Source organism: Streptomyces sp. NPDC013317, from assembly GCF_055563155.1.
In genome coordinates this window covers 453548-478845 of record NZ_JBVHDX010000003.1, presented here as the reverse complement: position 1 = coordinate 478845, position 25298 = coordinate 453548, and the positions used below count along the sequence as shown (strand labels likewise).

Sequence of the window (25298 nt, the reverse complement as noted above, 5' to 3'; positions counted from 1 at the left end):
GCGGCTCGGCGGTCGGTGTGTCTCGCACCGGACGCGGTCTCCGACGTGCCGCCCGCGCCCGGGTGGACGGCCCGCGGTGGTGTCAGTGGGACATGCGACGATCCACGGCATGATCGTCTCGCTTGAAGGCCTGTTGCCCGCCTCCGGTACGCACGTCTCGACGACCTACGCCGACTGGGTCGCCGCGCACGACCCGGACGCCGAGGCGATGGCGCGTGGCCTCGTCCAGGACATGGGGGCGGAACTCAACCGGACCTGGACCAAGCCCGGTCGGTTCGTCGACACGATGGCGGCGCGGGCGCGCGGGCTGCCGCCGGCGCACCTGCCGTGGTTCTGGGACACCGTCGGTCACCGGCTGATCGGTTACGGGAGCCGGCCGGGCGCGCGTGCCTTCGTGGCGGCGCGGGCGGCCGAGGCCCGGCACGGGCTTCCCGTCGATCCCGCCTACCGCCGCGCCAACGCGCTGCTCTTCGCCAGCGGCGGGGCGATGCCGGCCAAGGAGTTCGGGGCCCATCAGCGCTTCCTCGCCGAGACGTTGGAGCCGGCGGACGCGCACGCCGCCCTGGACGCGTTCCTGACCGCCTGGGCGGGCTCGGCGGCCGATCTCCCGGCGGATCTCGTGCGCAGGGTGCGGACGTCGGCGAAGGCGGCCGGGCACGGGAACGAAGAAGTCGCACGCGTCGTGGGCACGATCCTGTCCCTCACGCGCGGGAAGTCGGTGCCGGACGCGCTGCTGACGGCCGCCGCCCCGGTCCTTCGGGCCCATCCGCCGACGGACGCGGTCCTCGCCGGGCTCGTCGAGGTCTTTCCGGCCGGGGTGACCGACGGTGGGGCGTGGCTGCGGATGCTGATCGCGAGCGGCGCGACGGAGGCGATGGAGTCCGGGCGGGTCGTACCGGAGGGCGGGCTGCCGCGGTGGCTGGGCGACTTCGTGCGCATGTACCAGTACGCGGCGCGGTCCGGCGGCGGGGTCGCACGCCAGCCGCTGCCGACGGAACTCCTCGACCTGGTAGGGCGGTTGGGGCCGCGGCTGCGGGCCGCGGGCGACGCCGTGACGCTGCACACCACCCGTCACCACTACACGGGCTTCGACGCGGACGTGCTGGACGCCTGCCTGGCGGCCGGGGTCGCGGTCGTCGACCCCGGCCCGGAGACGCGGATGCGCTTCTGGGGCGAGCGGTCCCGGCGGGACCTCGTCGCGCTCGCCGCCGATGCGGTGTTCGGTCCCCGGCTGGAGGGAACCGTACACGCGAACCTGCGGTCCGACCGGTCCATGGCGCGCCCACGGCAACCCGGCTCGGCGGTGACGCTCCTGCCGGGCAACGAGGGCATCGCCCAGGAGGTCGCCGCGCGGGTCGGCAAGCTCGTCGGCACGGTCGCGGGCGGTGGCATGGCGGGGGCGGAGGAGGCCGTGGCCGAGCTGGAGGTCCTGCTGGACCGCCCGACGGTCACGGCGCTCGCCGGGATCGTCGACGCCCTCGCCGAGGCGGGAGGCGCGGGAGCACTGCGGCGTTCGCTGACGGCCGGACTGCCCGAGGAACTGGCCTGGCCCGAGCTGGAGTCGGTGTACGCCGAGTTCGCGGCGGAGGCCGGGGCCACGGCGGCCACGGAGGGAGCCGCGGACGACGCCACCACGGATGCCGAGGCGGGCTCCCGCTCCGGCGCGGGATCCGGCAGCGGTTCCGGCTCCGCCTCCGGTGAGACGGTGGACGGTCCGGCCGCGGGAGTCGCCGGGGTCACCTGCACCTGGCCGGTCCTGACGGTCTTCGGGAAGGACCGGGCCGTGGCCGTGGCCCCCGACGGGGTGCGCGGCTCCTGCCGGTTCACGGTGCCGGAGGACGCCACCATCTTCGCCGTCCACTACGTGGGCGGATCCTTCCTGGTGAGCTGGTCGCTCAAGCGGAGCCCCTACTACTGCGACACCGCCGTCTGGGCCGACCGTCCCGAGGAGCCCTTCACCCCCGAGCAGCTCAGCGGCCTCGTGCCCTTCGGCGGCAGTCTGGACGGGGCGTACGGCTTCCAGTTCGAGACCGCGGACGGGGGCGGCCGACACGGTGGCGGCCATGCCCTGCGCCCCGGCGGCACGGAGGGCATCGACGGCGACGAGCTCCAGCTCGGCGACGGCTCGCGGATCTGGACCAACGCCGTCTTCGGCAGGCGGCCGTGGGAAACGGTCGACCCGGTCACCGGGGAGCGTCAGGGAGTCGTGGACCTGCCCGGCTTCCCGGGCCGCGCCCCGGACGCGGACGGGGAAGGGGAAGGCGATTCCTCAGAGACGGGGATGTCCCTCGCGAGGGAGGCCCTGCAGCTGGCGCCGCTGCCCGCCGGTCTTCCTGACTCCCCGCTGGGCAGCAGGGACGGGCTGGTCGGCACCCGGGTGCTGTTCCGCACCCGGTACCGCGACAACGCCCCCGACCACTTCCTGCTGGAGAGCGTGGACGGGCGCACCGCCCGCTTCGACATCGACCGGCCGGGCCAGGAGCCTTGGGGCCTGTGGGCGCCACCGGAAGGGGCGGTGGAGGACGTGGTCCTCGCCGAGGCACAGACCCGGACGGGGGTGCGCGCGTACACGGCCGACGGCAGCCTGCTGTGGGAGCTGGACGGACATCACGCACCCCAGGACCGGCGGGTGCGTCCGGTCCGGCGGGCCACCGCGTCCGGAGGCGTGGCGCTGCCCCCGGCCTTCTGGTACCTCCTGCGGACCCGTGACGCGGTCGGCTCCCGCGCACTGCGGAGCCTGGGACAGCAGACAGCCGATGCCCTGCTGGCGGCGGCCTTCGACGGCGCCGAGGCGCTGCGCGCCGCCCTGGCCCGGGAGTTGCCGGACGTCACCGACCCGGTGCTTGTGGAGGCCGTCGCGGCGGTGGCCGGACGGGCCGTGCGCGTGGAGGAGCGGCGCCGCGCCCTGCACCGGCGCGTCACCCTCCTCGCCGAGGCGCCGCCGGTGCTGCCGCGCCGGTCCGCACCCGACAGCGAGCTGATGCCCGGTCTGCTCGGCCTGGTCTCGGACGGCGAGCGCGACCCGAGGCGACGGACGTCGCGGGTCGCGCTGCCGGCCACGCTGAACGCGCTCGCCGCCGACGGCGCCTGCGTCACGGGGACGATCGCGGAGGAGGTGCGGCGGCTCTCGCCGCCCGCCGCCCCGCACGACTGGTCGCAACTGCTCGGCGCGATCGACGCCGTGGGGTGGCGGGCCGCGGTGGCGCCCACCCCGGACACCGAGCGGGCGGCTCTGCTGGCCCTCCTCGACACCTGGGCCGACCAGCCGTTCGCCCGGGCCGGCAGCCGCTGGTGGGTCGGCCGCGTCTCCGACGGCGCGGTTCTGGACGGGCTGCGCGAGAGGGGGATCCCGGTGGTGTCCGCCGAGCTGCGTGCCGGAGGCGCGACGCTCTGGTTCGTGGCACCGGCAGCGGGGGACGGGGACGGGGACGACGAGGACGCTGACAGGGCCGGGACCAAGGCCGGGGATCCCGTTCCGGCGGCGGTTCCGGAGGCACGGCTCGTCCGGGTCGGGCGGGACGACGCCACCCGCCTCCGGGCCCTGGTCGCGGCCGTCGAGGCGCACGGACCCGTTCCCGTACCGGAGTCCGCGGCCGCGCGCTTCGCCGAACTGACAGGCGTACGGAGGGCCGTGGCCCGCCTCGTGGTGGCCGGCATCGTCGGCCGCGCGGGCTGGGACGAGGGCCGTGCGCTGGCGGGCAAGGCTCCCTACAAGGCGAGCCCGAAGACGGCGGAGGCCTACGAGAAGCTCCGTGCCCGGCTCGGCGGCGAGGGTCGGCGGGCCGTCCTGGCCGCGGCGCTCCCCGAGGACCCGGCCGAGCTGTGGCAGCCCGGCGGCGTCGACGCGGCGGCCGACCGGATGGCGGCGGTGTGGCGGGAACGGATCGGCGCCCTGCCCGCCGTGCACGACGAGGCGGCCGACGCCCTGGAGGCCGACCTCGGCCTCGCCGAGGTGTGGGCCAGGCGTCTGGCCGGCGGCTACGAGGCCGCCGCCGACGCGACGGTCGAGGCGGCCGGCTGGGAGCTGTCGGGGACTCCGTACGGAACGGGCGTGGAGGTCCTGCCGGTGCCTCCGGAGGGGCCCGCGCTGCCGTACGGAACCCCGGTGGGCCTCCCGCTCGTCCAGATCGCGGGCGCGCTGGTGTGGGCGTGGACGGACCGGCCGGTCGGCGACCCGGCGGTGGCCGGCGCGACGGCCCTGTACGAACGCCTGCGGGCCGAGTTGGAGCGCCCCGAACTCCTCCTGGCGCTGCACGGGGGACGGGTCAAGGACACGCCGGAGGGGATCGCCGAGAGGTTCGGGCCCGGGCGGCTGCCGGTGGCGAAGGGCCGCCGCACGGAAGAGGGCCCGGTGGCGGTGACCGCGTACGACTCCGGTGCCCTGGTGGTGTGCGCGCCGGGCGGCGGCTCCTTCCTCCGGCCCGCGGCGTGCGCCGACCCGGAGGTGTGGCGTCAGGTCCGCGAGGTCACGGACCTGACGGCGGAACTGGACCGGGTGGCACCGCTGCTGGCCGGCGGAGGCCTGGAGCGCATGATGCGGCGCGCCCGCTCGGGCGCGGTACCGGCCGGCGCGTACGAGGCGGATCCGAGGCAGTCCTGCCCGGACCTGGTCGCGCGGGCGGCCGGGCACCTCGGCGTCGGTCCGGACGCGGCGGCGCTGTACCTCCAGGTGGCGACACTGGCCGAGCCCACCGACCGCAAGGTGCGACGGTGGAACGGCTGGTCGGCCAAGCGCCTCGCGGAGGTCCGCGCGGAGCTGGTCGCCACCGGGGCCGTGGTGGAGGCCAAGCGCGCGAGGGCGGGCAGGACGGTGTTCCTGCCGGGGGAGTGGACCGAGCTGAAGGCCCCTCACCTGCCGCTGGAGGCAGCGAAGCTGGCGACGTACGGGGCGCGTCCGCGTTGGGGGAACACCGTCGACTCCCTCTTCGGCCGGCTCCTGCCGCCCGCGCCCCTGCACGAGCTGTTCGCGACGACCTGGGAGCGCCTGTCCCGGGAGGGCGATTGGGGCGTGTTGCGAAAGTAGCGCCGTCCGCCCGAAGGGCGGGGCCCGCGGCGTCATGAGGGTCCCCCCTGCTCGAGCGCAGCCGAGAGCTGGGGGAGCGTGTGATCGCAAGGCGGAGGGTCCGTCCTCGTACCGGGCGTACTCGGACGACCCCGACAACGCAGCGAGCGCGCGTGCCAGGTGTCGCGGGGCAGGCGGGCTACCGCAACGCGCCCGAGCAGCCACGAGCCCGGCCGGCCGCGGCCGGCCGGCCACGCGCGTCTCCGTTGCCCGTGCGGCGAGGCCCGGGGCAGCAGCCCCGGGCCTCGCCGTCGAGGAGCCGGCGGGCGCGCCCTCCTCCCGTCACGCCGCCGCGAGCGCCAGCGTCGGGGAGAGCCGTGACGCCCGGACCGCCGGGTACAGACCCGCGACCGTGCCGATCGCCAGGGTGGCGGCGAAGCCGCCGGCGACCGCCCACGGCGGGACCACCCAGGGCAGCCCGCCCGTGTACGCGTACACCCCCGTCGCCGCGCCGCCCAGCGCCACGCCCGCGACGCCGCCGAGACCGGAGAGCATCAGGGACTCCGTGACGAACTGGATCCTGATCTGACCCCGCGTCGCGCCCAACGAGCGCCGCAGGCCGATCTCGTGGCGGCGTTCGAGCACCGAGATGATCATGGTGTTCGCGACGCCTACCCCGCCCACCAGCAGGGCGATCCCGCCCAGACCCAGGAGCAGGGTGGAGAACGCGCCCTCGGTGGCCGCCTTGGCCTTCAGGGCCGAGGACGGGTCGCTCACCTGGACGTTCTGCGGGTTCCGCGGGTCGATCGTCGGGGCGAGCAGCTTCTGGACGGTCGGCACGGACGCGTCCGTGGACCGCTCGTACACGGCCGTCGGATGTCCGTCGAAGCCCAGCAGCTTCCGCGCGCCCTCCCAGCCCACCAGCGCCGAGCGCTCGATCTCCGGCGCGAGGGGCAGCGGGTCGAGGATGCCGACGACCGTGAAGTACCGGCCGCCGATCCAGACCTGACGACCCGGCTCGGTGATCCCGAGCCGCTCGGCGGCCACATGGCCGAGGACGACGGAGGGGTAGCGCCCGTTGGCGGCGTTCAGCCAGGTGCCGGTGGCCACGCCGCCCCGCAACACGTCGAGCAGCCCCTCCGTGGTGGCCTTCACCGCGATGCCGCCGGTCTCGCCCTCGGGGATCTTCTCGGAACGCCGTACCGTGTGGGTGAGCTCGCCGGTGGCCCCCACGCCCTCGACGCCCTCGATCCGCCCCACCATGCCGACCGCCTCCTTGGGCAGCTTGACCTCCTCCCCGCTGAACATCCCCTCACCCGGCTTCGCCACCAGCATGTTCGTGCCGAGAGCGTCGAGCTGGCGGATCAACTGGGCCTGGCTCGAAGCCGAGATGCCCACGACGGCGATCATCGTGGCGATCCCGATGGCGATGCCGAGCGCGGACAGCACCACCCGTACGGGACGGCTGCGCAGTCCGGCCGACCCGACGTGGAGGACGTCACGCGGAGTGAGCCGGGCGGCCCTGAGCGGCCTGCGTGTACGGGGCATCAGACGCCGGCCTTTCCGACCGCGCTGCCGTGCGCGGCGCCCGCCGTGCTCGAGGTGCCGGCCGTACCCGCCCTACCAGGCGTACCCGCCCTACCAGGCGTACCCGCCGTGCCCGCCGTGTCCGCCGTGACCCGCCCGTCGCGGATGCGGACCTGGCGAGGCAGGCGTCCGGCGATCTCCGTGTCATGGGTGATCACCGCGATCGTGGCGCCCTGCGCGTTGAGTTCGTGCAGCAGCTCCATCACCGCCTCCCCGGACGCCGAGTCCAGCGCGCCGGTCGGTTCGTCGGCGAGGAGCAGATCCGGCTCGCCGACGACCGCGCGGGCGATGGCGACGCGCTGCTTCTGCCCGCCCGACAGTTCGTGCGGCCGGTGCCCCATCCGGTCGGCGAGCCCGACCCGGTCGAGGGCGTCCGCGGCCATCGCCCGCCGCCGGGCCCGGGGGAGTCCGGAGTAGAGCAGTCCCTCGGCCACGTTCTCCAGCGCGCCGACCCCGGGCACCAGGTGGAACGCCTGGAACACGAAGCCGATGTGCCGGGAGCGCAGCGCGGAGAGCCGCCGGTCGGTCAGCGACGCCACGTCGTGCCCCGCGATCTCGACGGTGCCGGCACTCGGCCGGTCCAGGGTGCCGACGATGTGCAGCAGGGTGGACTTGCCCGAGCCGGACGGTCCGACGATGCCGAGGAGTTCCCCCGCGCCGACCGTCAGGTCGACCCCGTCGAGCGCGCGGACCCCGCCCGCGTACTCCTTGGTGACGCCGGTGAGCCGTACGACCGTACTCATGGCTCCGGCATCGGTTGTATCGGGTGTGCCAGTCATATCGGTAATGTCGGTCATTCGGACGGCACCCCGACCTTCATGCCCTCCCGCAGCCCGCTGCCGCTGATCTCCACCCGGCCCTGGCCGAACATGCCGAGCTCCACCTCGACGTCCCGCGCCGTGCCGTCCTCGACGACCTGGATGCCGAAGCCGCCGCCCGGCAGCGCGAGCAGCGCGTTGACGGGGACCGTGAGGACGTCCTTGCGTGTCTCGCCGGTGAGCTCGACGGTGACGGGGGACTGGTCGACTCCCGTGACCTTCTCCGGCGCGTCGAAGGAGACCCTGACGTCGATCTTCGGCGTCCGGTCCTGGGGATCGTCTCCCGCGGAGGCCGTTCTGCCGACGGAGGACACCTTCCCCGGGGCGCGCGTCCCGTCCGGCAGCTGGACGACGACCCGGGTGCCGGCCTTCGCCAGACCCGCGTCCGCGACCGGGATCCGGAACCGTACGACACGCTCGGACCCCGTCACCGTGAGCACCGGCCGACCGGGGGCGACCTGGTCGCCCGACGCGGCGCCCGCCTCCTTGACGCGGACCGCGCTGCCGGCGAAGGCGATCGTGTCGGGACCGACCGTGCCCGTCCGCTTCAGGTCGTGGGACTTCTGCCACCGCTTGACGGCGTCGGCGGTCTTCGCCGAGAACTCCTCGTCGACGGTGAAGCCGACATACCCCAGGGCGGCGAGGTTCTCCTCCAGCTGGCGGACGTCCTTCCCCTTGTCGCCGGTCTTCAACGTCCGGTACATGGGTTCGGCGCCGTACAACAGCCGGACCGGCCTGCCGTCGACCTCGTACAGCCGCCCGTCCCGTTCCACGGTCGAGCCGCTCGGCGCCAGCCAGGTGAGAGTGCCGGCCGAGCCCGCGTTGATCTTGCGCTCCCCGAGGTGGCCGAGCGTGCCCTCCTGCTGGGAGCTGTCGCTGAGGTCGCCGCGGGTCAGCGGCACCGTCGAGGGCGGCAGTCGCGGGTCGGCGACGGCCTGTCGACCCTCGCCCGGATCCAGCGCGGTGACGGCCACGCCGCCGCCGGCGACCGCCGCGATCGTGGCCAGGGCGGCCACCAGCCTGCGCCGCCCGCTCATCGCGCCACGCTCTCGCACGCCTTGTCGGCCTTCTCGAACTTCTTCATCTCCGCGCCCTGCGGTATGGGCCGCGCGGCCGACACCCCGCCCTCGCCGAAGGTCGGGTCCGGCATGTCGAAGCCGTTCTTCCGCATGCACTGGGCGTACTTGACCATCTTGTCCTTGTCGGCCTGGGTCAGCTCCTTGCCCATGCCGGCCCCGCCCTTGTCCCGGCAGGCCTTGAACGCCTTCTCCATCTTCTCCTTGGACATGCCGTCGCCGCCGATGGTCAGGCCGACGCCTTCCTCGCCCGGCTTGGGCTCGGGCACGTCGAGGCCCTGCTCGCGCAGACACTTCCGGTGCTCCAGGGCCTGGTCGGCCTTCTTGCCCTCCTCGCTCACGGTCTCGCCGCCGGACGTGCCGCCCCCGTCGGCGGTGCAGGCGGTGGCGAGGAGACAGAGGGCGGCCAGGGAGGCCGCGGCGGCCAGCTGGAGGGTCTCTCGGGTACGTCGAGTCGTCATGCCCCGGATCGTGCGGGCGGGACGTGTTTCGTTTCTCTCAGCGGATCGGTTAACAGAGACGAAAGGTCTCTTCCGATACACAGGGTGCATGCGTGTACTAGTGGTGGAGGACGAGGCCTTCCTCGCCGAGATGATCGCCGAGGGGCTGCGCCGTGACGCGCTCGCCGTCGACGTGGCCGGCGACGGCCTGGAGGCGCTGCGGAAGATGCGCTTCGGCGAGTACGACGTCGTCGTCCTCGACCGCGACCTGCCGGGGATGCACGGGGACGACGTGTGCCGCAGGGTCGTCGAGCAGCGCCTGATGACCCGAATCCTGATGCTGACGGCGGCGGGAACCGTACGGGACCGGGTCGACGGCCTCGGCCTCGGCGCCGACGACTACCTGACCAAGCCCTTCGCGTACGACGAACTGCTCGCCCGCGTCCTCGCCCTCGGCCGACGCGCCCGGCCCGCGCTGCCGCCCGTCCTCGAACGCGCGGGGATCGTCCTGGACACCGCGCGCCGCCAGGCGAGCCGCGACGGCCGCCATCTGCAGCTGTCGCGCAAGGAGTTCGCGGTCCTGGAGGCCCTGCTGCGCGCCGACGGTGCCGTGGTCAGCGGTGAGGACCTGATCGAGCAGGTGTGGGAGGAGCACACCAGCTACCGCACGAACGCGGTCCGGGTGACCCTCAGCAAACTGCGCGCCAAGCTGGGTGAGCCGCCGGTGGTGGAGACGGTGCCGGGCGCGGGCTACCGGATCGCGTCGTGAGCCGCCGGAAACCGGAGAGGAGCCCGGACGCTCGGCCGGCCGGGACCGAGCCGGGCGGAGCGGGCACCCGGAGGATCGTGGGCGGCGCGGGAACCCGCCGGATCACGGCGGTGGCGCGGCGCGTCGCCGGCGGCGAACGCTCGCGGCTGACGGCGCTGTACGGCGGCCTGCTGCTGCTGGCCGGAGCGCTGCTCACGGGAGTGGTGTACTTCCTGGTCAAAGAGGGGCTCTACGCCTCGATCAGCGTCGCGATGACCACCGCCGTACCCGCGCAGCGCCTCGAAGACCTCCCCGCCACCGCGCAGACCCCGGACCCCACCGCGTCACCCCTGTGGCGGGAGGCCGTTCCCGCGAGCCCCGGCCCGTTGCCACCCGGTGTCAGCCGTGGAATGGCGATCACCCGGACGCTGAGCGACGCCGCCGAGAGCGCCGCCCTGGAGCGACTCCTGACGGTCTCCCTCGTCGTCCTCGCCGTCTACGCGATCGTGTCCGTCGTCCTCGCCTGGTGGATGGCGGGCCGGGTCCTGCGGCCCGTCGCCGTGATCACCGACACCGCCCGCCGCCTGTCGGGAGAGAACCTGCACGAGAGGATCGCCCTGGAGGGCCCGCCGGGAGAGCTGAAGCACCTCGCGGACACCTTCGACGACATGCTCGGGCGCATGGAACGGCTGGTGTCGGCGCAGCAGCGGTTCGCCGCCAACGCTGCGCACGAGCTGCGGACCGCGCTCGCCGTTCAGCGGGCCGCGGCCGAGATCGGGCTCGCCGGCGAGCCGGAGCCGCAGCGGGTCGCCCGCATCCGGGCGAAGCTGATCGAGGTCGCCGACGACAGCGAACGGACCATCGACGGGCTGCTGCTGCTCGCCGCCTGCGACCAGGGCCTGCGGGAGCGGCGGCCGGTGGCCGTCCACGAGGTCGCGCGCAGGGCGGCGGAGGCGCTGGAGGCGGAGGCCGGGGAGCGCGGCGTGACCGTCGGGCTCGACGCCCGCCCCCTGACGGTTCCGGGCGACGGCGTCCTGCTGGACCGCCTGCTGCACAACCTCGTCGCGAACGCGGTACGCCACAATCTGCCGGGCGGCCGCGTCCTGGTCCGTACGGGACCGGAGGGCATCGAGGTGGAGAACACCGGCCCGGCGGTACCTCCCGACGTGGTCCCGTTGCTCTTCGAACCCTTCCGCCGCCTGACCGAACGCACGCACGCCCCGGGAGAGGGCGCGGGCCTCGGCCTCTCGATCGTCGACTCGATCGCCCGCGCCCACGGCGCGACGGCGGAGGCCTCCGCCAACACGGAGGGCGGCGGCCTCACGGTCCGGGTACGCTTCGCGTCCCCGACCGGGCGTGGTTCCAGCCGGTGAGCTCGGCGGGGCGGTTGGTGATGACGCCGTCGACGCCGTACTGCTCGTACCTGCTCCACCTGTCGGCCGTGTCCACCGTCCACACCCACGTGGCGACGCCCGCCGCGTGCAGGTCGGCGACGATGCCGGGCCGGGCCTCCAGCGCCGCTCCGCTGGGGTTGTACGAGGCGAGGTGGAGGTCCTTCGAGACGGCCACGGGGTCGGCGTCCAGGGCGCTGCGGAGGAGGGCCAGGGGGAGCCCGGGGGCCAGCTCGTGGACCCAGCGCAGGTGCCGGGGCTCGAAGCTCTGGACGAGGACGCGGCCCGTCATCCGCTCCGCCTCGACGACGTCGAGGACGGCCGCGACCTGCTGGAGGGTGTCGGCCCGCTTGATCTCGAGGAGCAGGTTCCCGCCGCGGGTCCGCAGGTCGGCCAGCTGGGCGGCGAGGGTGGGGACGCGGGCACCGGTGAAGACCGGGGCGAACCAGGACCCGGCGTCGAGCCGGTCGAGCTGGGCCGACGTCAGCGTGGTGATGTCCCCGCTGCCGTTCGTCGTGCGGTCCACGGTCGCGTCGTGCATCAGGTAGGGCACGCCGTCCCGGCTCAACTGGACGTCGTTCTCGATGTAGTCGGCCTCGGAGCGCCGTCCGACCTCCTGGGCGACCATCGTGTTCTCCGGCGCGAGCGACGACGCACCGCGATGGGCGACGACCGTCATCGGCGCCCCGGCGGCGCGGACGAACGGCGAGGCGACGGAGCCGGCGTCCTCGCGGACGTCGACGTCCGCCGACGCCGGGGGACGCGTACCGGTGGCGGTGGCACCGGTGAGACAGAGCAGGGTCACGGCTGTGGCCGTGACCAGGGCGGTGCGGAGGTGTGCCGGACGCATGCGGCGAGGCTAGTACGGCGGGCGGCTCCGCACGGCGGTCACCACACCGGAGCACACCCCCGCCACGCCGTCGGCGTACGCACGGGGAGTCTCAGCCGCCTGCGGTGGTGAGGCAGAAGGGATGCCCGGCCGGGTCGACGAGGACGCGCCACCGTTCGTTCGGCTGGTGATCCGGCCTGGTCGCGCCCAGCTTCAGCAGACGACGCTCCGCCTCGTCGAAGTCGTCGACGGCGAAGTCCAGATGGAGCTGCTGCGGCACGTCCTGGCCCGGCCACTCGGGTGCCCGGTGGCCGTCGACCCGCTGACATCCGATCAGCAGCCCGTCCGCCCCGACGACACCGGCGAAGTCGCCGTCGGACGCGGGGTGCAGGTCGAGACCGGTGGCCTGCTGGTAGAAGACGGCCAGCGCCAGGGGATCGGCGCAGTCGAGGGTGACGGCCGAAAGCCGCATCAGCGGGGACATGGGAACAACTCCTCGGTGCTCGCGACACCGCCGGGTGCCGCCCTGATCCGGACGGCCTCTACTCTCCCAGGCATGAACTGTCCCTCGGTCGACGAGATCCGCTCGCTGCACCTGAAGCACGCGCCGAGCGCGGAGGCCTTCGAACTCGTCTTCACCCACTGCGAGATCGTATGGAAGATCGCGCGGCAACTGCTCCCCGTCACGGACCTCACCGTCGACGGAGACCTCGTACGGGCGGGCAGCCTGCTCCACGACATCGGCGTCTACCGCCTGTACGACGCCGACGGCCGGCTGGACCACCGGAACTACGTACGCCACGGAGTGCTGGGCCACGAGATCCTGGCGGAGGAGGGGCTGCCGGAGGCCCTGTGCCGGTTCTGCTCCTGCCACACAGGGGTGGGACTGAGCCGGCACGACATTCGTGAGCAGGGGCTCCCGCTGCCGCCCGGGGACTACCTGGCGGCGACCCCCGAGGAACGGCTCGTGATGTACGCGGACAAGTTCCACAGCAAGACGACCCCGCCGACGTTCGTGCGCCCTCACACGTACGCCGCCCACCTCTCCCGCTACGGCGCGCACAAGGTCCAGGTCTTCGACGAGCTGCGTGCCACGTTCGGCGACCCGCTCCTCGGGCCGCTCGCGGAGGCTCACCGGCATGCCCTGACCTGAAGGGCGCGGGGGGACGGCCCCGGAGGTGACGCAGAATGGCTGCCGAGATCGGAGCCGGCTGGAACGGGAGTCGCCGAAGTGCGTGTGCTGTTGTCGATGTATGGGGCGCGGGGAAGCGTCGAGCCGATGGCGGGACTCGCGGTGCGGCTCCGGGAGTTGGCGGCGGAGGTACGGGTGTGCGCGCCGCCGGACGAGGAGTTCGCGCGGCTCTTCGCCGATGTCGGCGTGCCGGTGATCCCGGTGGGCCGGCCCGTGCGTCAGGTGGTGACCTCGGTGGAGCCCGGGTCGGCGGTGGGGCTGGCGGAGCGTGCCGCCGAGTTGATCGCCGCGCAGTTCGGCCCTGTGGCCTCGGCGGCAGAAGGGTGTGACGCGCTGGTTGCGTGCGGCCCGCTGCCGGTCACGGCGGCCGCGCGGTCGGTGGCCGAGAAGCTGGGCGTTCGCCACGTACACGTGAGCCACCAGCCGGTCGTCCTCCCGTCGCCGTACCAGCGACCGCCCGGCCGTCGGGGCCGGCCGTTGTCACCGGGGGTGACGGACAACCGGGCGCTGTGGGCCGAGGACGCCCGGAACGCGAACGAGATGTTCGGCGACGCGATCGACACGCACCGTGCGGCGATCGGCCTGCCCCCGCTGGACGACGTCCGCGACTACGCGTTCACCGACCGCCCCTGGCTGGCGACGGATCCGGTCCTGAGCCCGTGGCGGGCGACGGAGCTCGATGTCGTCCAGACCGGTGCGTGGATCAGGCCGGACGACCGTCCGCTGCCGCCCGGGCTGGTGACGTTCCTGGACGCCGGGTCACCACCGGTCTTCGTCGGCTTCGGAAGCACGCCCCTCGGCGCCCCCGAGGACGTCGCCCGGGCGGCCGTCGAGGCGCTCCGGGAGCAGGGCCGTCGCGTGGTCGTGTCGCACGGCTGGGCCGACCTGCCCCTGATCGACGACGCGGACGACTGCTTCGCCGTCGGGGAGGTCAACCACCAGGCCCTGTTCACCCGGACGGCCGCGGTCGTCCACCACGGCAGCGCGGGCACCACGACGACGGCCGCCCTGGCCGGGACGCCTCAGGTGGTCGTACCGCAGGGCGCGGACCATCCGTACTGGGCGGGCAGGGTGTCCGAGCTGGGCATCGGCGTGGCACACGACGGTCCGACGCCGACCGCCGCCTCCCTCTCGGCCGCGCTGAGGACGGCTCTGACGCCCGGGTCGCGGGTACGGGCAGAGGCGGTGTCCGGCACGGTCCGCACCGACGGCGCGGCCACGGCCGCCCGGCTGCTGCTCGACGGGATCTGACCGGCGTCGTTCCCCTCGCGCACATTCCGACGAGGCCGTCACCCAGGGGTCGCCGCCCGCGCTGATTCGCTCATACGTGCGAATATTCGTCTACGCTGGAACCATGACCGCACCACGACCACAGATGCCCGGTCTGCAGGGCTCGCTCTTCGACCAGGGCGGCGACAGCCGGCCCGGTCCGCTGGACGGGGTCCGGCGGACCGCTCTCGACGGCGGTGCCTGGGTCGACCACCTCCCCGGGTGGTTCCTCGGGGCCGACGCGCTCTTCGAGGAGCTGGCCGGGGAGGTCCCGTGGCAGGCCGAGGAGCGCACGATGTACGACAACGTGGTCGCCGTACCCCGCCTCCTCGCCTACTACCGTGAGGGCGTCCCCCTCCCGCACCCCGCCCTCCTCGAGGCCCGGGAGACGCTGAGCGCCCACTACGCCTCCGAGCTCGGCGAGCCCTTCGTGACCGCCGGTCTCTGCCTGTACCGCGACGGCCGCGACAGCGTCGCGTGGCACGGCGACCGGACGGGGCGCTCCGCCACGCACGACACCATGGTCGCCATCCTCTCCCTCGGAGACCCCCGCGACCTCGCCCTCCGCCCCCGCGGCGGTGGCCCCGTCGCCCTCCGGCTCCCCCTCGGGCACGGCGATCTCGTGGTCATGGGCGGCTCGTGCCAGCGCACCTGGGAGCACGCGGTCCCCAAGACGAGCCGCGCTGTCGGGCCGCGTATCAGCGTCCAGTTCCGCCCCCGGGGCGTGGGCTGACCCGCGCGCACGGGCGGCCGGCGACCGCCGACGTACGGCCTGTCACCGGCACCGCATACCATGACCGCTCATGAGCGCGAGCGAGGACCGAAGACCCCTGGTCGACGGGCGTTTCCACCTGATCTCCCGACTGGGCAGCGGCGGCATGGGCACCGTCTGGCGAGCACGCGACATCGCCTTGGAGCGCGATGTCGCCCTCAAGGAGGTACGTCCGCCCGACCCCGCCATCGAGGAGGCGAACCCCGGACTCGCCGCCCAGATGCGAGAGCGGGCCGTCCGCGAGGCACGGGCGCTGGCGCGGCTTTCCAATCCCCACGTCGTGACGATCCACCACATCGTCGAGCCCCAGGACGGCTCGCACCCCTGGATCGTCATGGAGCTCGTCGAGGGATGCTCGGTGTACGACCGACTCGCCGTGGGACCCATGCCCGTTCCCGAGGTCGTCACGCTCGGGCGGCAGGTTCTCTCCGCTCTGCGCGCCGCGCACTCCGCCGGCATCCACCACCGCGACGTCAAACCCGCCAACGTGCTGCTCCGCCCCGACGGCAGCGCCGTCCTCACCGACTTCGGCATCGCCGTGATCAGCGAGGCGACGTCGAGGCTCACGGCCACGGGCGACCTGATCGGCTCGCCCGAGTTCATCGCCCCCGAGCGGGTGCGCGGCGAGGAGGGCAACCCGGCCTCCGACCTCTGGTCCCTCGGAATGCTCCTGTACGTCGCCGCCGAGGGCCACCACCCGCTGCGCCGGTCCACCAGCCTCGCGACGGTCGTCGCCGTGCTCGACGACCCGATCCCGGCGCCGGTGAGGTCCGGTGCGCTGGCGCCCGTACTCGCCCAACTCCTCGTACGCGACCCGGCGTCGCGTCCCGACGCGGCGCGACTGGAACAACTGCTGGCCGAGGCGGCGACCGGGCACTCCGGCACGAGCGCGCCTGGGGAGGCGGCCCCCGGCCCCTTCGGCCCGCCGCACCCGCAGCCGCACCCCCACCCCCAGCCGCATCCCCCGTCGCATCCCCACCCCGCGTACGCGCACCCGCAGCAGCAGCCCGTCGCGCAGCCGTGGGGCACCCCCACCGTCCCCTCGCACGCCTCCCCGCAGGTCGGCGGATTCGGTGCCGGATTCGGTGGCGGGTTCGGGCCGCCCACGCGGCCCGCTCCCTCCGGGCCCCGCACACCCCCCACCCGCCGCCGAACCGCCGTGCTCGCCGTCTCGCTCGTCCTCGCGGCGGCCGTGGTCGCCGTCGGCGTCGTGAACCTGTTCCCCGACGGCGGTACCGGCTCCGAGGGCAAGGGAGGCACGACTCCCACGACAGCGGGCCGGACCCCGGGCGCCGGCGTCTCGGCCACCGGCGCCGGGAAGGGCGGCGGTACGCAGACCGACACCGCGCCCACGCCCCGCGGCACTCTTCTCACGACGGCGAACGTCCGCGCCGTCATCGCGGCGCTCCGTGAGGCGAGTGGCTCGGCCACGATGAAGGAGCTGACGATCTACGAGGAGTACGCCCTCGCCGAGATCCCGACCCGGCCCGGCGCGAAGACCTACGACGCATACGAGTACCGCAACGGCGTGGCCCGGAGGACCGGCCCCGGCGGAACCATCTCCGCGGACGCCGCCGACGAGCAGCCGTTCGACGTCTCGGCCATGGCCTGGGACGGTCTCCCCGCGCTGATGAAGCGCGGGGAGAAGGAACTGAAGGTCGACAACCCGAACATGCGCTACGTCATCGTCGACCGCTGGACCTTCAACGACGACCGCCCGACCCTGCGCTTCTACCTCATCAACGAGTACAGCGCGGTCGGCTACCTCGCCGCCGACACCGGCGGAAAGGTCGTGTCGAGCCACCCGGCGTCCTGAGCAGACGTGTGCCGGCCCGTCCAACGGTCGGTTACACGGCAACGAAATCCGCACCTGAAGCACTCCATGGCCACTGATTCCTAAGTTACTTCAGGGTTTTACTTCAAAAAGCATGGTGCACGGTCTTGCGCGGCGCCGGACACGTCCGTCAGGATCGGTGTCCGGCCCGGGCCTCATGGCCCCGGCTCGACACGCCTCCATGTCTGGACGCCTGGCCGCGCACCGGTAATCCCGTGCCGCCAGCCGGTGAACCGCCCGATCAGCGCGGCCGCCCGGATGCCCCCTTCGAGGCCTTCCCGCGCGACCGGCGTCGCGCCTTCTCATTCACCTACCCTCAGGCAAGGCAGAGATGGCACCACTGGCCCCCCGCCGACGACCCCGCACCACCACGCATCCGGTGGACGAGGTTCTTCCGCTCCCCACGCTCACGCTCTACGGATTCCAGCACGTTCTGGCGTTCTACGCCGGTGCGGTGCTCGTGCCGGTGATCCTGGGCAACAGCCTCGGACTCTCGCGGCAGGAGCTCGTCTACCTCATCAACGCCGACCTGGTCACCGCGGGCATCGCCACCATCATCCAGGCATGGGGCTTCTGGCGGATCGGCGCCCGTCTGCCCCTCGTGCAGGGAGCGACCTTCACGGCCGTCTCACCGATGATCGCCATCGGCCAGGGCGCGGGCGGCGGCACGGCCGGTCTTCTCGTGGTGTACGGCGCCGTGATCACCGGCGGTGTCGCGATCTTCCTCCTCGCCCCGTTCGCGGGCAGACTCACCGCGTACTTCCCCCCGATCGTCACCGGAACCCTCCTCACGGTCATCGGCGTCGTCCTCATACCGGTAGCGCTCCAGGACGTCGGCGGCGGCGCCGCGCTCAACGGCGGGCCCCGCTACGGCGACCACGCCAGCCTCGCCTACGCGGGAGGGACACTGCTCTTCATCCTGCTGGTGGTGCGCTTCGGCGGCCCGTTCCTGCGCAGTGTCGCGGTCCTCCTCGGGCTCGTGGGCGGCACCGCGGTCGCCTGGCTGCTCGGTGACGCGGACCTCGGCGCGGTCGAACAGGCCGACTGGCTCGGCGTGAGCACCCCCTTCCACTACGGGATGCCGCACTTCTCCGTCTTCCCCATGATCGCCATGGTCGTCGTCATGCTCATCACCATGGTGGAGACGACCGGAGACGTCTACGCCATGGGGGAGATCACCGACCGGCGGGTCGACGGCGAAACGGTCGGCCGCGCCCTGCGGGCCGACGGTCTGGCCACGGTGCTCGGCGGAGTGTTCAACTCCTTCCCGTACGTGGCGTTCGCCGAGAACATCGGTCTGGTCAGGATGTCCCGTGTCACCAGCCGGTTCGTCGTGGTGGCGGCAGGCGTCCTGATGATCCTCCTCGGCCTCGTACCGAAGGCGGGCGCGGTGGTGGCCTCCGTTCCCCACCCCGTCCTCGGCGCGGCGGCCGTCGTGATGTTCGGCATGGTCGCCACCGTCGGCATCCAGATCCTCGCCAAGGTCGACCTGAGGCAGGAACGCAACGCCCTCATCCTGGCCGTCAGTCTCGGCGCGGCGATGCTCCCGACCGCCGTGGCGCCCTTCTTCGAGCGTATGCCCACCGAGGTGCGGGCCGTCCTGGGCAGCGGAATCACCCTCGGCACGCTCTCGGCGGTCCTGCTGAACCTCTTCTTCCACGCGTTCGAGCGCCGGCGTGGACGGGAGGCCATCGACTGGGACGGCCTCGCCGTACACGACGACGGTACGAGCCCGCAGACGACCACGGCCCGCTGAGATGTCCCACCCCCCGTTCTCTCCCGACCGGGCCCGGGCCGCACGGCTGCGCATCGGTCTGGCCCCGGAACAGGTCGTCGCCGCCATGGCACAGCTGGGGGTGCATCGCTCCGTGACGGCCGTACTGGCCTGGGAGACAGGGGCGATGACACCGTCGGAGGCCGAACTCTTCGCGCTGGCCGACGCGCTCTGGTGTCCCACCCCCGAACTCATGGCGCGGCACCCGAGATCCCTGCGTGAGCACCGCCTCGCCCGGCAGTTCAGCGCGGAGAGACTGGCCCGGCGTATCGGCATGGACGCCGACGCCTACGCGCGCGCGGAGAGGGACCACCGCTGGGGCGGAACCGACCGCCAGACGCTGGGTCTTGCCGACGCCCTCGGGCTCGCACCGGACGAACTGCTCCGCGTCATACGGCGGGCGGGCGATCTCGACGAGCTGCTCCGCCTCGCCGTCGAAGGCCGGTGGAAACAGCACACCGCCCCGCTCGCGCGGCTCGTCGCCGCGCCCGAGAGCAGGGTGGCCCAGGCGCTCCGCGCCCTGCACCAGGAGTACGCCCGGTTCAACGAGCGCTACATGGGCCACCTCGTCGCCCGCAACGACAACGCCCGGCTCAGGGAACTCGCCACGGAGCGCGCGGATTGGCTGGACGACCTGCCGGACCGGTTCCTCCACCTCGTCGGCCACCATCCCGAGCCGCCGATGTGAGTGGTCACCGCGCCACGCGAACGAGGGCGGCCTCTCAGACGATGCGGGTACCCGTCCCGCTGACCCGCACCCGGGCCTCGCCCTCGCGCAGTTCCACCGTCAGCAGGCTCGGGCGGCCCATGTCGGCGCCCTGGTGGAGAGTGAGGACCGACGTCCCGGGGACCAGGCCGAGTTCGCGGGCGTACGCCCCGAAGGCACCGGCCGCCGCGCCCGTCGCGGGGTCCTCGACGACGCCGCCGACCGGGAACGGGTCGCGCACGTGGAAGACCGTCCCGGACTCGCGCCACACCAGCTGCACGGTGGTCAGGTCGAGCCGGTGCATCAGCGCTTCGAGCCGCGGGAAGTCGTACGCGAGGTCGGCGAGCCGCTCGCGCGTCGCCGCGCCGAGGACGAGATGGCGGGCGCCCGCGAAGGCGATGCGCGGGGGCAGTGCGGGGTCGAGGTCCGCGGGCGGCCAGCCCAGAGCGGCGAGCGCCTCGACGAGGTCCGCGTCGCCGATCGTCTCGACGTACGGTTCGACGGTGGTGAGTGTGGCCCGGACGGCGCCGGCGTCCTCGGTCACGCTCACCGGCACGGTCCCCGCCCGTGTGGCGAAGACCAGTTCGCCGGAGCCGATCCGCTCGCCGAGGGCGACGGCGGTCGCCACCGTGGCGTGACCACAGAACGGGACCTCGGCCTTCGGGCTGAAGTACCGGATCGTGAAGGCCCGTCCGTCCGCGCCGTCGAGGTCCGCGGGCGGGGCGGTCAGGAACGCCGACTCGCTGTAGCCGAGGTCCGCGGCGATGGCGAGCATGGCGCTGTCGTCGAGCCCTGCCGCGTCCAGGACGATGCCGGCGGGGTTGCCGCCTGCCGGGTCGGTGGAGAAGGCGGTGTAGCGCAGGACTGCGTGCTGAGTCGTCATGATCGGCACAACTCCGGAACCGGTCCGGCTGTTCCCGTCGCCATGCAGCCGCGTCGGCCGCGTCGGCCGCGTCGGCGGCGACGGCGGCGACGGAGTCGGACGCGTCGGACCGCCCGGCAGCCCGCGCACGCTCCGCCCGGCGGGAGACTTCCCGCCGGGCGGAGCACCGGGCCTTCGGGGGTGCCCGGGCGTCAGGCCGTTCGGGCCGTTCCGGCCAACGCGTCGAGCGCCGCCGCCTCGGCCGTGTCACGGTCCTCGGCGACGAGCCCGATGCGGGTGCGGCGGTCGAGGAGGTCGGAGGCGTCCAGCGCCCCTTCGTGGCGGACGGCCCAGAGCAGTTCGGCGCAGGTGACGGGATGGCCGGGAACGACCGGCCGGGCGAGCTCCGGGTTCTCGACGCCGAGCTCGTGCACGGCCGTCGCCTCGGTGCCGTACCGGCGGACGAGGCGTGCGGGCACGTCGAGCTGGGCGAGGGTCCGCGGCCGTGCCGCGCCGACGAGCGGCGTGGAGGCGGTGCGGCAGGGGCCGGCGGTGAGCCCTCGGGCGGCCACGGCGGCGTCGATGGCGTCCTGCGCCATGCGCCGGTACGTGGTGAGCTTGCCGCCGACCACCGTGACGATCCCGTCGGGCGAGGTGAGCACCGCGTGCTTCCGTGAGATGTCGGCGGTGCGGCCTCCCTCCCCGCGGGTGTCGAGGAGGGGCCGCAGACCCGCGAAGGCGCCGACCACGTCCGCGCGTCGGACGGTGACGTCGAGGGCGGAGCCGAGGACGTCGAGAAGGAAGCCGATGTCGGTCTCCGGCACCTCCGGCACGTCGGGTACGTCGCCGTCGACGGGCTCGTCGGTGAGTCCGACGTACACCCGCCCGTCCTGCTGGGGGAGGACGAGGACGAATCGGTTGGTCTCGCCCGGGATCGGGATGTGCAGGCCCGCGGAGAGCCGGCCGAGGTCCACGTCGCGCAGCACGAGGTGGGTTCCGCGGGAGGGCCGCAGCCGTACGTCCTCGACGAGGCCGCCCGCCCACACACCGGTCGCGTTGACGACGACGCGGGCGCGGATGCGCAGCTCCTGGCCGGTCGTCTCGTCGCGTACCCGGGCGCCGTCGCCGGTGAGTTCGAGGGCGCGGGTCCGGGTGAGGACACGGGCTCCGTGCGCGGCGGCCGTGCGCGCGATCGCGGTGACCAGCCGGGCGTCGTCGGTGAGCTGGCCGTCCCAGGAGAGCAGTCCGCCGCGCAGTCCCGTGGGGCGCAGGGCGGGGGCGAGGTGGCGCGTCTCGACGGCGGAGAGCGTGCGCGGGGCCGGCAGCGTCGTGCGCGCCGTTCGGGCGGAGACGCGCAGCAGGTCGCCGGCGAGGAACCCGGCGCGCGCGAGGGCCGCCTGCCCGCGGCTGACGAGCGGGGTGAGGGGGAGGACGAAGGGCTGGGCGCGGACCAGGTGGGGAGCGGTCCGCTCCATCAGGATCCCGCGTTCGACGGCGCTCTCGTGGGCGACGTCGAGCTGTCCGCTCGCGAGGTAGCGCAGCCCGCCGTGGATCAGCTTGGAGCTCCAGCGGGACGTGCCGAACGCGAGGTCGTGGGCGTCGATCGCGGCGACGGAGAGCCCGCGCGTCGCCGCGTCGAGCGCGGCTCCCGCGCCGGTGGCGCCGAGTCCCACGACCAGGACGTCGACCTCGGCGCCGTCGGCGAGTTCGGCGAGCTCACGGCTCCGGCGCTCCGCGTCGAGCGAGGAGCCGGGCAGGGAGGGGCTGCTCTGGGAGTTCATGGGGTGAGGGTCCTCTCCAGCAGGGTGCGCAGCTCGTCGAGGAAGGCGGCTTCGCTCAGGTCGGGATCGCTCTCGTCGGTCATGGTGCGCAGCGAGAGCGTGAAGGACTGCACGACGAGCAGCAGGGACCTCGCCTGCAGGTCCGCGGGGGCACGGCGCACGGACCCGTCCGCGTGCCCCTCGCCGAGCGCCGTGACGAGGAGCCCGAGGAAGGCCTCCTGGCTCGCGCCCCGGCGGTCGAGGATGTAGGGCAGCAGCAGCTCGGGATCCACGTCGAGGATCTTGTGGAAGAGCGGGTGCGCGCGGAACGCGGCGGCGCCCGCGACGAGCCCGTCCACCATCCGTGACCGCACCGGCCGGCCGTCGCCCGAGGCCGGCATGGCCTGGGCGGCGACGGCGATCCACTCACGGGTCATCAGGTCGCCGACGAGGCTGCGGACGTCGGGCCATCGCCGGTACAGCGTCATCCGGGACACGCCCGCGCGCCGGGCGACGTCGGTCAGGGTCGTGCGCCGTACGCCGACGGCGAGCACGCAGTCGCGTGCGGCGTCCAGCACGGGATCTGCGTCCGAGTGGTTGTGACGAATGGGCGTCATCTGTCACAGTGTAATGCCAGTACGGGCCGAGCGGCAGCACCGTCCGTGAATCAGACCGAGAGGAACATCTCGAAATGGACATGTTGTGGAGTGGCTGGGGCGACCCGGCCAAGGCGGCCCCCTTGCCCGAAGCGGTGACCGGCCTGCTGCGCGACCTGCTCGGCGTCACCCCCCGGGAGAGCGGACCCTCGACCCTCGAAGAGATCGAGCTCCCCGCCCCGGTCCTGACCGACGAGGCGCGCACCGCGCTGCGGTCGGCGCTCGCGGCCGAGGACGCGCTGCGCGACGACGCCGAGAGCCGGATCCGGCACACCCGCGGCAAGTCCACCCCCGACCTGCTCCGCATCCGCGCCGGCGAGGTCGAGGACATCCCGGCCGCCGTGGTCCTCCCCGCCGACCACGACGAGGTGCTCGCCGTGCTGCGCGCCTGCGCCGCCCACGGCCTTCCCGTCGTCCCCTTCGGCGGTGGCACCTCCGTCGTCGGCGGCCTCACGCCCGAGACGAAGCGCCCGTTCGTCGCCCTCGACCTGCGCCGCCTCGACCAGCTGCTGGCCGTCGACGAGGTGTCCCGTACGGCGACGCTCCAGCCGGGCCTGCGCGGACCCCGCGTCGAGGCGCTGCTGAACGAGAAGGGCTGGACCCTCGGCCACTTCCCCCAGTCGTTCGAGTGGGCGTCCGTCGGCGGCTTCGCCGCGGCCCGCTCCAGCGGCCAGGCCTCCGCCGGGTACGGACGCTTCGACGAGATGGTCCTCGCCCTCACCGTCGCCACCCCCGAAGGCACGCTCGAGACCGGACGCGCCCCGCGCTCGGCCGCCGGCCCCGACCTGCGCCAGCTGATCCTCGGCTCCGAAGGAGCCCTCGGAGTCATCACGGCCGTCACCGTGCGGATCCGTCCCCTGCCGCGGAAGCGGGTCTACGAGGGCTGGCGCTTCGCCTCCTTCGAGGCCGGGTCCGCCGCCCTGCGCCGGCTCGCGCAGGACGGCCCGCGCCCCACCGTGCTGCGGCTCTCGGACGAGACCGAGACCTTCATCGGACTCGCCCAGCCGGACGCGATCGGCGCCGCCGACACCCCGGCCGGCTCCGGCTGCATGGCGATCACCGGCTACGAGGGCACCGAGGAGGAGACGGCCGCCCGGCGCGCCGCCGCCCGGGAGATCCTGCTGGCCTGCGGCGGCGAGTACGTCGGCGAGGAACCGGGCGACCGGTGGGAGCACGGCCGCTACAACGCGCCGTACCTGCGCGACGCCCTGCTCGACGCCGGCGCCTTCGCCGAGACGCTGGAGACCGCGGGCTTCTGGTCCACCCTGCCCCAGCTGTACACGGCGGTACGCGAGGCACTGACGAACTCCCTCACCGAGGCGGGAACCCCGCCGCTCGTCATGTGCCACATCTCGCACACCTACGAGAACGGCGCCTCGCTGTACTTCACCGTCGTCTCGGCCCAGGGAGAGGACGCGGTCGCCCACTGGGCCCCCGTGAAGCGTGCGGCCAACGACGCGATCCTCGCGGCCGGCGGCACCATCAGCCACCACCACGGCGTCGGCACCGACCACCGCGACTGGTACGCCCGCGAGATCGGCCCGCTGGGAGTCCGCATGCTGCAGGCGGTCAAGGCGGAGGTCGACCCGTCGGGCGTGCTCAGCCCCGGGGTGCTCATCCCCGTCCGCTGATCGTCCCGTCGACCGACCCCTTCTCCCGTCCGGAGGCCTGATCAATGCGACAGTTCACCGCCGTCGTCAACCCCACCGCAGGGGGTTCCAGCGGGACCGCGGCCCTGCTCCCGCTGGCCCGGCTGCTGCGTGAAGCGGGCGCGCGGCTCGACACCGTGTACAGCCGCAGCCTGGAACACGCGCAGGAACTCGCCCGCCGGGCGGGAGCACAGGGCCAGGTCGTGCTCGCGGTGGGCGGCGACGGGATGGCCGGGTGCGTCGGCGGCGCGCTCAGCGGTACGGACACGGTGTTCGGCCTGGTCCCGGCGGGCCGCGGCAACGACTTCGCCCGGGCGCTGGGGCTTCCCACCGACGCCCCGGGGCTCGCACGGGTGCTGCTCCACGGCGCACCGCGCGCGGTCGACACGATCGAGGTGGAGTCCGCGACGCACGCGCGGATCTCCGTCCTCGGCAGCGTGTACGCGGGCGTCGACGCGGTCGCCAACAGCCACGCCAACGCCTCGCGTCTGCTGCGCGGTGCCGCGTCGTACTACGCGGGCGGCCTGCGGGCCGTGCTCGCCTGGCGAACGGCCACGTACCGGATCACCGTCGACGGGGTAACGCACGAACGCTCCGGCTACACCGTGGTCGCGGCGAACTCCGGCTTCTACGGCTTCGGACGCAACGTCGCGCCCGGCGCCAGCGTCGACGACGGGCTGCTGGACGTCGTGGTGATCGGTGACGCGCCCAAGCGGCACTTCTTCGCGACGATGAACGAGCTCAAGACCGGGGCGCACGTGAACCGCCCCCAGGTGGAGATCCTGCGCGGCAAGGAGATCCGCATCGAGGCGGACCGCCCGCTCCCGTACGGCGCCGACGGCGAGGTCGACGCGACCCTGCCGGTGACGGTGCGGGTGCAGCCGGGGGCGCTCAACGTCCTGGTCTGACCCCTCCGCCCTTCTGACCCCCCAC

General features: G+C 73.9%; 20 protein-coding genes. 11 read left to right on the top strand and 9 right to left on the bottom strand.

Annotation, left to right across the window (positions count from 1 at the left end):
* The first annotated feature begins 109 nt into the window (after positions 1-109).
* Positions 110-5023, top strand: a complete 4914-nt coding sequence (locus ACZ3IJ_RS10995; protein ID WP_467467375.1) for a hypothetical protein — start codon at positions 110-112, stop codon at positions 5021-5023.
* Positions 5024-5344: 321 nt separating this feature from the next.
* Here ACZ3IJ_RS10995 and ACZ3IJ_RS10990 read toward each other — a convergent pair whose 3' ends face one another.
* From ACZ3IJ_RS10990 to ACZ3IJ_RS10975, 4 genes are read right to left on the bottom strand one after another with little or no spacing between them, the layout of a single operon-like run.
* Complete coding sequence (locus ACZ3IJ_RS10990) at positions 5345-6550, bottom strand: ABC transporter permease (RefSeq protein ID WP_467467374.1); 1206 nt, start codon at positions 6548-6550, stop codon at positions 5345-5347.
* A complete protein-coding gene (locus ACZ3IJ_RS10985; RefSeq protein ID WP_467467373.1) occupies positions 6550-7332 on the bottom strand; it encodes an ABC transporter ATP-binding protein in 783 nt (260 codons plus the stop codon). The genes ACZ3IJ_RS10990 and ACZ3IJ_RS10985 overlap by 1 nt, the downstream gene beginning before the upstream one ends.
* A 50-nt stretch (positions 7333-7382) precedes the next feature.
* Complete coding sequence (locus ACZ3IJ_RS10980; RefSeq protein ID WP_467467665.1) at positions 7383-8444, bottom strand: peptidoglycan-binding protein; 1062 nt, start codon at positions 8442-8444, stop codon at positions 7383-7385.
* Positions 8441-8944 carry a hypothetical protein gene (locus ACZ3IJ_RS10975; RefSeq protein ID WP_467467372.1) on the bottom strand — a complete coding sequence of 168 codons (504 nt, stop codon included), beginning with the start codon at positions 8942-8944 and terminating at the stop codon, positions 8441-8443. The genes ACZ3IJ_RS10980 and ACZ3IJ_RS10975 overlap by 4 nt, the downstream gene beginning before the upstream one ends.
* Before the next feature lie 88 nt (positions 8945-9032).
* On the opposite strand from ACZ3IJ_RS10975, the gene ACZ3IJ_RS10970 reads away from it, so the two are divergent.
* A complete protein-coding gene (locus tag ACZ3IJ_RS10970) occupies positions 9033-9692 on the top strand; it encodes a response regulator transcription factor (RefSeq protein ID WP_467467371.1) in 660 nt (219 codons plus the stop codon).
* Positions 9693-9769: 77 nt separating this feature from the next.
* Positions 9770-11044 (top strand): sensor histidine kinase, encoded by a 1275-nt coding sequence (locus ACZ3IJ_RS10965; RefSeq protein ID WP_467467370.1) that lies wholly within the window; start codon positions 9770-9772, stop codon positions 11042-11044.
* On the opposite strand, the gene ACZ3IJ_RS10960 is transcribed toward ACZ3IJ_RS10965, so the two are convergent.
* Together ACZ3IJ_RS10960 and ACZ3IJ_RS10955 are read right to left on the bottom strand one after the other, a co-directional pair.
* Positions 10992-11912, bottom strand: coding sequence for a glycerophosphodiester phosphodiesterase (locus ACZ3IJ_RS10960; RefSeq protein ID WP_467467369.1), 921 nt, complete (start codon positions 11910-11912; stop codon positions 10992-10994). The genes ACZ3IJ_RS10965 and ACZ3IJ_RS10960 overlap by 53 nt on opposite strands.
* Positions 11913-12003: 91 nt before the next feature.
* Positions 12004-12375 carry a VOC family protein gene (locus ACZ3IJ_RS10955; RefSeq protein ID WP_467467368.1) on the bottom strand — a complete coding sequence of 124 codons (372 nt, stop codon included), beginning with the start codon at positions 12373-12375 and terminating at the stop codon, positions 12004-12006.
* A gap of 72 nt (positions 12376-12447) precedes the next feature.
* On the opposite strand from ACZ3IJ_RS10955, the gene ACZ3IJ_RS10950 reads away from it, so the two are divergent.
* From ACZ3IJ_RS10950 to ACZ3IJ_RS10925, 6 genes are all read left to right on the top strand, one after another.
* Positions 12448-13044, top strand: a complete 597-nt coding sequence (locus ACZ3IJ_RS10950; protein WP_467467367.1) for an HD domain-containing protein — start codon at positions 12448-12450, stop codon at positions 13042-13044.
* Between the two features lie 126 nt (positions 13045-13170).
* Complete coding sequence (locus ACZ3IJ_RS10945; protein WP_467467366.1) at positions 13171-14334, top strand: glycosyltransferase; 1164 nt, start codon at positions 13171-13173, stop codon at positions 14332-14334.
* 103 nt (positions 14335-14437) lie between these two features.
* Entirely contained in the window at positions 14438-15085 is a 648-nt protein-coding gene (locus ACZ3IJ_RS10940) for an alpha-ketoglutarate-dependent dioxygenase AlkB (RefSeq protein WP_467467365.1), read from the top strand.
* A gap of 70 nt (positions 15086-15155) precedes the next feature.
* The gene (locus ACZ3IJ_RS10935; RefSeq protein ID WP_467467364.1) at positions 15156-16940 is read left to right on the top strand and encodes a serine/threonine-protein kinase; all 1785 of its coding nucleotides are present in this window, start codon (positions 15156-15158) and stop codon (positions 16938-16940) included.
* Positions 16941-17337: 397 nt separating this feature from the next.
* Positions 17338-18714, top strand: a complete 1377-nt coding sequence (locus tag ACZ3IJ_RS10930) for a nucleobase:cation symporter-2 family protein (protein ID WP_467467363.1) — start codon at positions 17338-17340, stop codon at positions 18712-18714.
* Position 18715: 1 nt separating this feature from the next.
* Positions 18716-19420, top strand: coding sequence for a helix-turn-helix transcriptional regulator (locus tag ACZ3IJ_RS10925; RefSeq protein WP_467467362.1), 705 nt, complete (start codon positions 18716-18718; stop codon positions 19418-19420).
* Between the two features lie 34 nt (positions 19421-19454).
* Here ACZ3IJ_RS10925 and ACZ3IJ_RS10920 read toward each other — a convergent pair whose 3' ends face one another.
* The 3 genes from ACZ3IJ_RS10920 to ACZ3IJ_RS10910 all read right to left on the bottom strand — a co-directional run bounded on the left by ACZ3IJ_RS10920 (position 19455) and on the right by ACZ3IJ_RS10910 (position 22677).
* The gene (locus tag ACZ3IJ_RS10920; RefSeq protein ID WP_467467361.1) at positions 19455-20321 is read right to left on the bottom strand and encodes a PhzF family phenazine biosynthesis protein; all 867 of its coding nucleotides are present in this window, start codon (positions 20319-20321) and stop codon (positions 19455-19457) included.
* Between the two features lie 191 nt (positions 20322-20512).
* Positions 20513-22081 carry a glycerol-3-phosphate dehydrogenase/oxidase gene (locus ACZ3IJ_RS10915; RefSeq protein ID WP_467467360.1) on the bottom strand — a complete coding sequence of 523 codons (1569 nt, stop codon included), beginning with the start codon at positions 22079-22081 and terminating at the stop codon, positions 20513-20515.
* On the bottom strand, positions 22078-22677 hold the full coding sequence (locus tag ACZ3IJ_RS10910) for a TetR/AcrR family transcriptional regulator (RefSeq protein ID WP_467467359.1): 600 nt from the start codon (positions 22675-22677) through the stop codon (positions 22078-22080). Before ACZ3IJ_RS10910 ends, ACZ3IJ_RS10915 begins: the two co-directional genes overlap by 4 nt.
* 74 nt (positions 22678-22751) lie before the next feature.
* Between ACZ3IJ_RS10910 and ACZ3IJ_RS10905 the strand changes: the two genes are divergently transcribed.
* Both ACZ3IJ_RS10905 and ACZ3IJ_RS10900 read left to right on the top strand, forming a co-directional pair.
* Positions 22752-24347: an FAD-binding oxidoreductase gene (locus tag ACZ3IJ_RS10905; protein WP_467467358.1), complete on the top strand. Its 1596-nt coding sequence runs from the start codon at positions 22752-22754 to the stop codon at positions 24345-24347.
* 44 nt (positions 24348-24391) lie between these two features.
* Positions 24392-25273, top strand: coding sequence for a diacylglycerol/lipid kinase family protein (locus ACZ3IJ_RS10900; protein WP_467467357.1), 882 nt, complete (start codon positions 24392-24394; stop codon positions 25271-25273).
* Positions 25274-25298 lie beyond the last annotated feature (25 nt).

Excerpts from the sequence above, each read along its gene's own strand:
- ACZ3IJ_RS10995 (WP_467467375.1), top strand. The coding sequence starts at position 110 with ATGATCGTCTCGCTTGAAGGCCTGTTGCCCGCCTCCGGTACGCACGTC.
- ACZ3IJ_RS10990 (WP_467467374.1), bottom strand. The coding sequence starts at position 6,550 with ATGCCCCGTACACGCAGGCCGCTCAGGGCCGCCCGGCTCACTCCGCGT.
- ACZ3IJ_RS10985 (WP_467467373.1), bottom strand. The coding sequence starts at position 7,332 with ATGAGTACGGTCGTACGGCTCACCGGCGTCACCAAGGAGTACGCGGGC.
- ACZ3IJ_RS10980 (WP_467467665.1), bottom strand. The coding sequence starts at position 8,444 with ATGAGCGGGCGGCGCAGGCTGGTGGCCGCCCTGGCCACGATCGCGGCG.
- ACZ3IJ_RS10975 (WP_467467372.1), bottom strand. The coding sequence starts at position 8,944 with ATGACGACTCGACGTACCCGAGAGACCCTCCAGCTGGCCGCCGCGGCC.
- ACZ3IJ_RS10970 (WP_467467371.1), top strand. The coding sequence starts at position 9,033 with ATGCGTGTACTAGTGGTGGAGGACGAGGCCTTCCTCGCCGAGATGATC.
- ACZ3IJ_RS10960 (WP_467467369.1), bottom strand. The coding sequence starts at position 11,912 with ATGCGTCCGGCACACCTCCGCACCGCCCTGGTCACGGCCACAGCCGTG.
- ACZ3IJ_RS10955 (WP_467467368.1), bottom strand. The coding sequence starts at position 12,375 with ATGTCCCCGCTGATGCGGCTTTCGGCCGTCACCCTCGACTGCGCCGAT.
- ACZ3IJ_RS10950 (WP_467467367.1), top strand. The coding sequence starts at position 12,448 with ATGAACTGTCCCTCGGTCGACGAGATCCGCTCGCTGCACCTGAAGCAC.
- ACZ3IJ_RS10945 (WP_467467366.1), top strand. The coding sequence starts at position 13,171 with ATGGCGGGACTCGCGGTGCGGCTCCGGGAGTTGGCGGCGGAGGTACGG.
- ACZ3IJ_RS10940 (WP_467467365.1), top strand. The coding sequence starts at position 14,438 with ATGACCGCACCACGACCACAGATGCCCGGTCTGCAGGGCTCGCTCTTC.
- ACZ3IJ_RS10935 (WP_467467364.1), top strand. The coding sequence starts at position 15,156 with ATGAGCGCGAGCGAGGACCGAAGACCCCTGGTCGACGGGCGTTTCCAC.
- ACZ3IJ_RS10925 (WP_467467362.1), top strand. The coding sequence starts at position 18,716 with ATGTCCCACCCCCCGTTCTCTCCCGACCGGGCCCGGGCCGCACGGCTG.
- ACZ3IJ_RS10920 (WP_467467361.1), bottom strand. The coding sequence starts at position 20,321 with ATGACGACTCAGCACGCAGTCCTGCGCTACACCGCCTTCTCCACCGAC.
- ACZ3IJ_RS10915 (WP_467467360.1), bottom strand. The coding sequence starts at position 22,081 with ATGAACTCCCAGAGCAGCCCCTCCCTGCCCGGCTCCTCGCTCGACGCG.
- ACZ3IJ_RS10910 (WP_467467359.1), bottom strand. The coding sequence starts at position 22,677 with ATGACGCCCATTCGTCACAACCACTCGGACGCAGATCCCGTGCTGGAC.
- ACZ3IJ_RS10905 (WP_467467358.1), top strand. The coding sequence starts at position 22,752 with ATGGACATGTTGTGGAGTGGCTGGGGCGACCCGGCCAAGGCGGCCCCC.
- ACZ3IJ_RS10900 (WP_467467357.1), top strand. The coding sequence starts at position 24,392 with ATGCGACAGTTCACCGCCGTCGTCAACCCCACCGCAGGGGGTTCCAGC.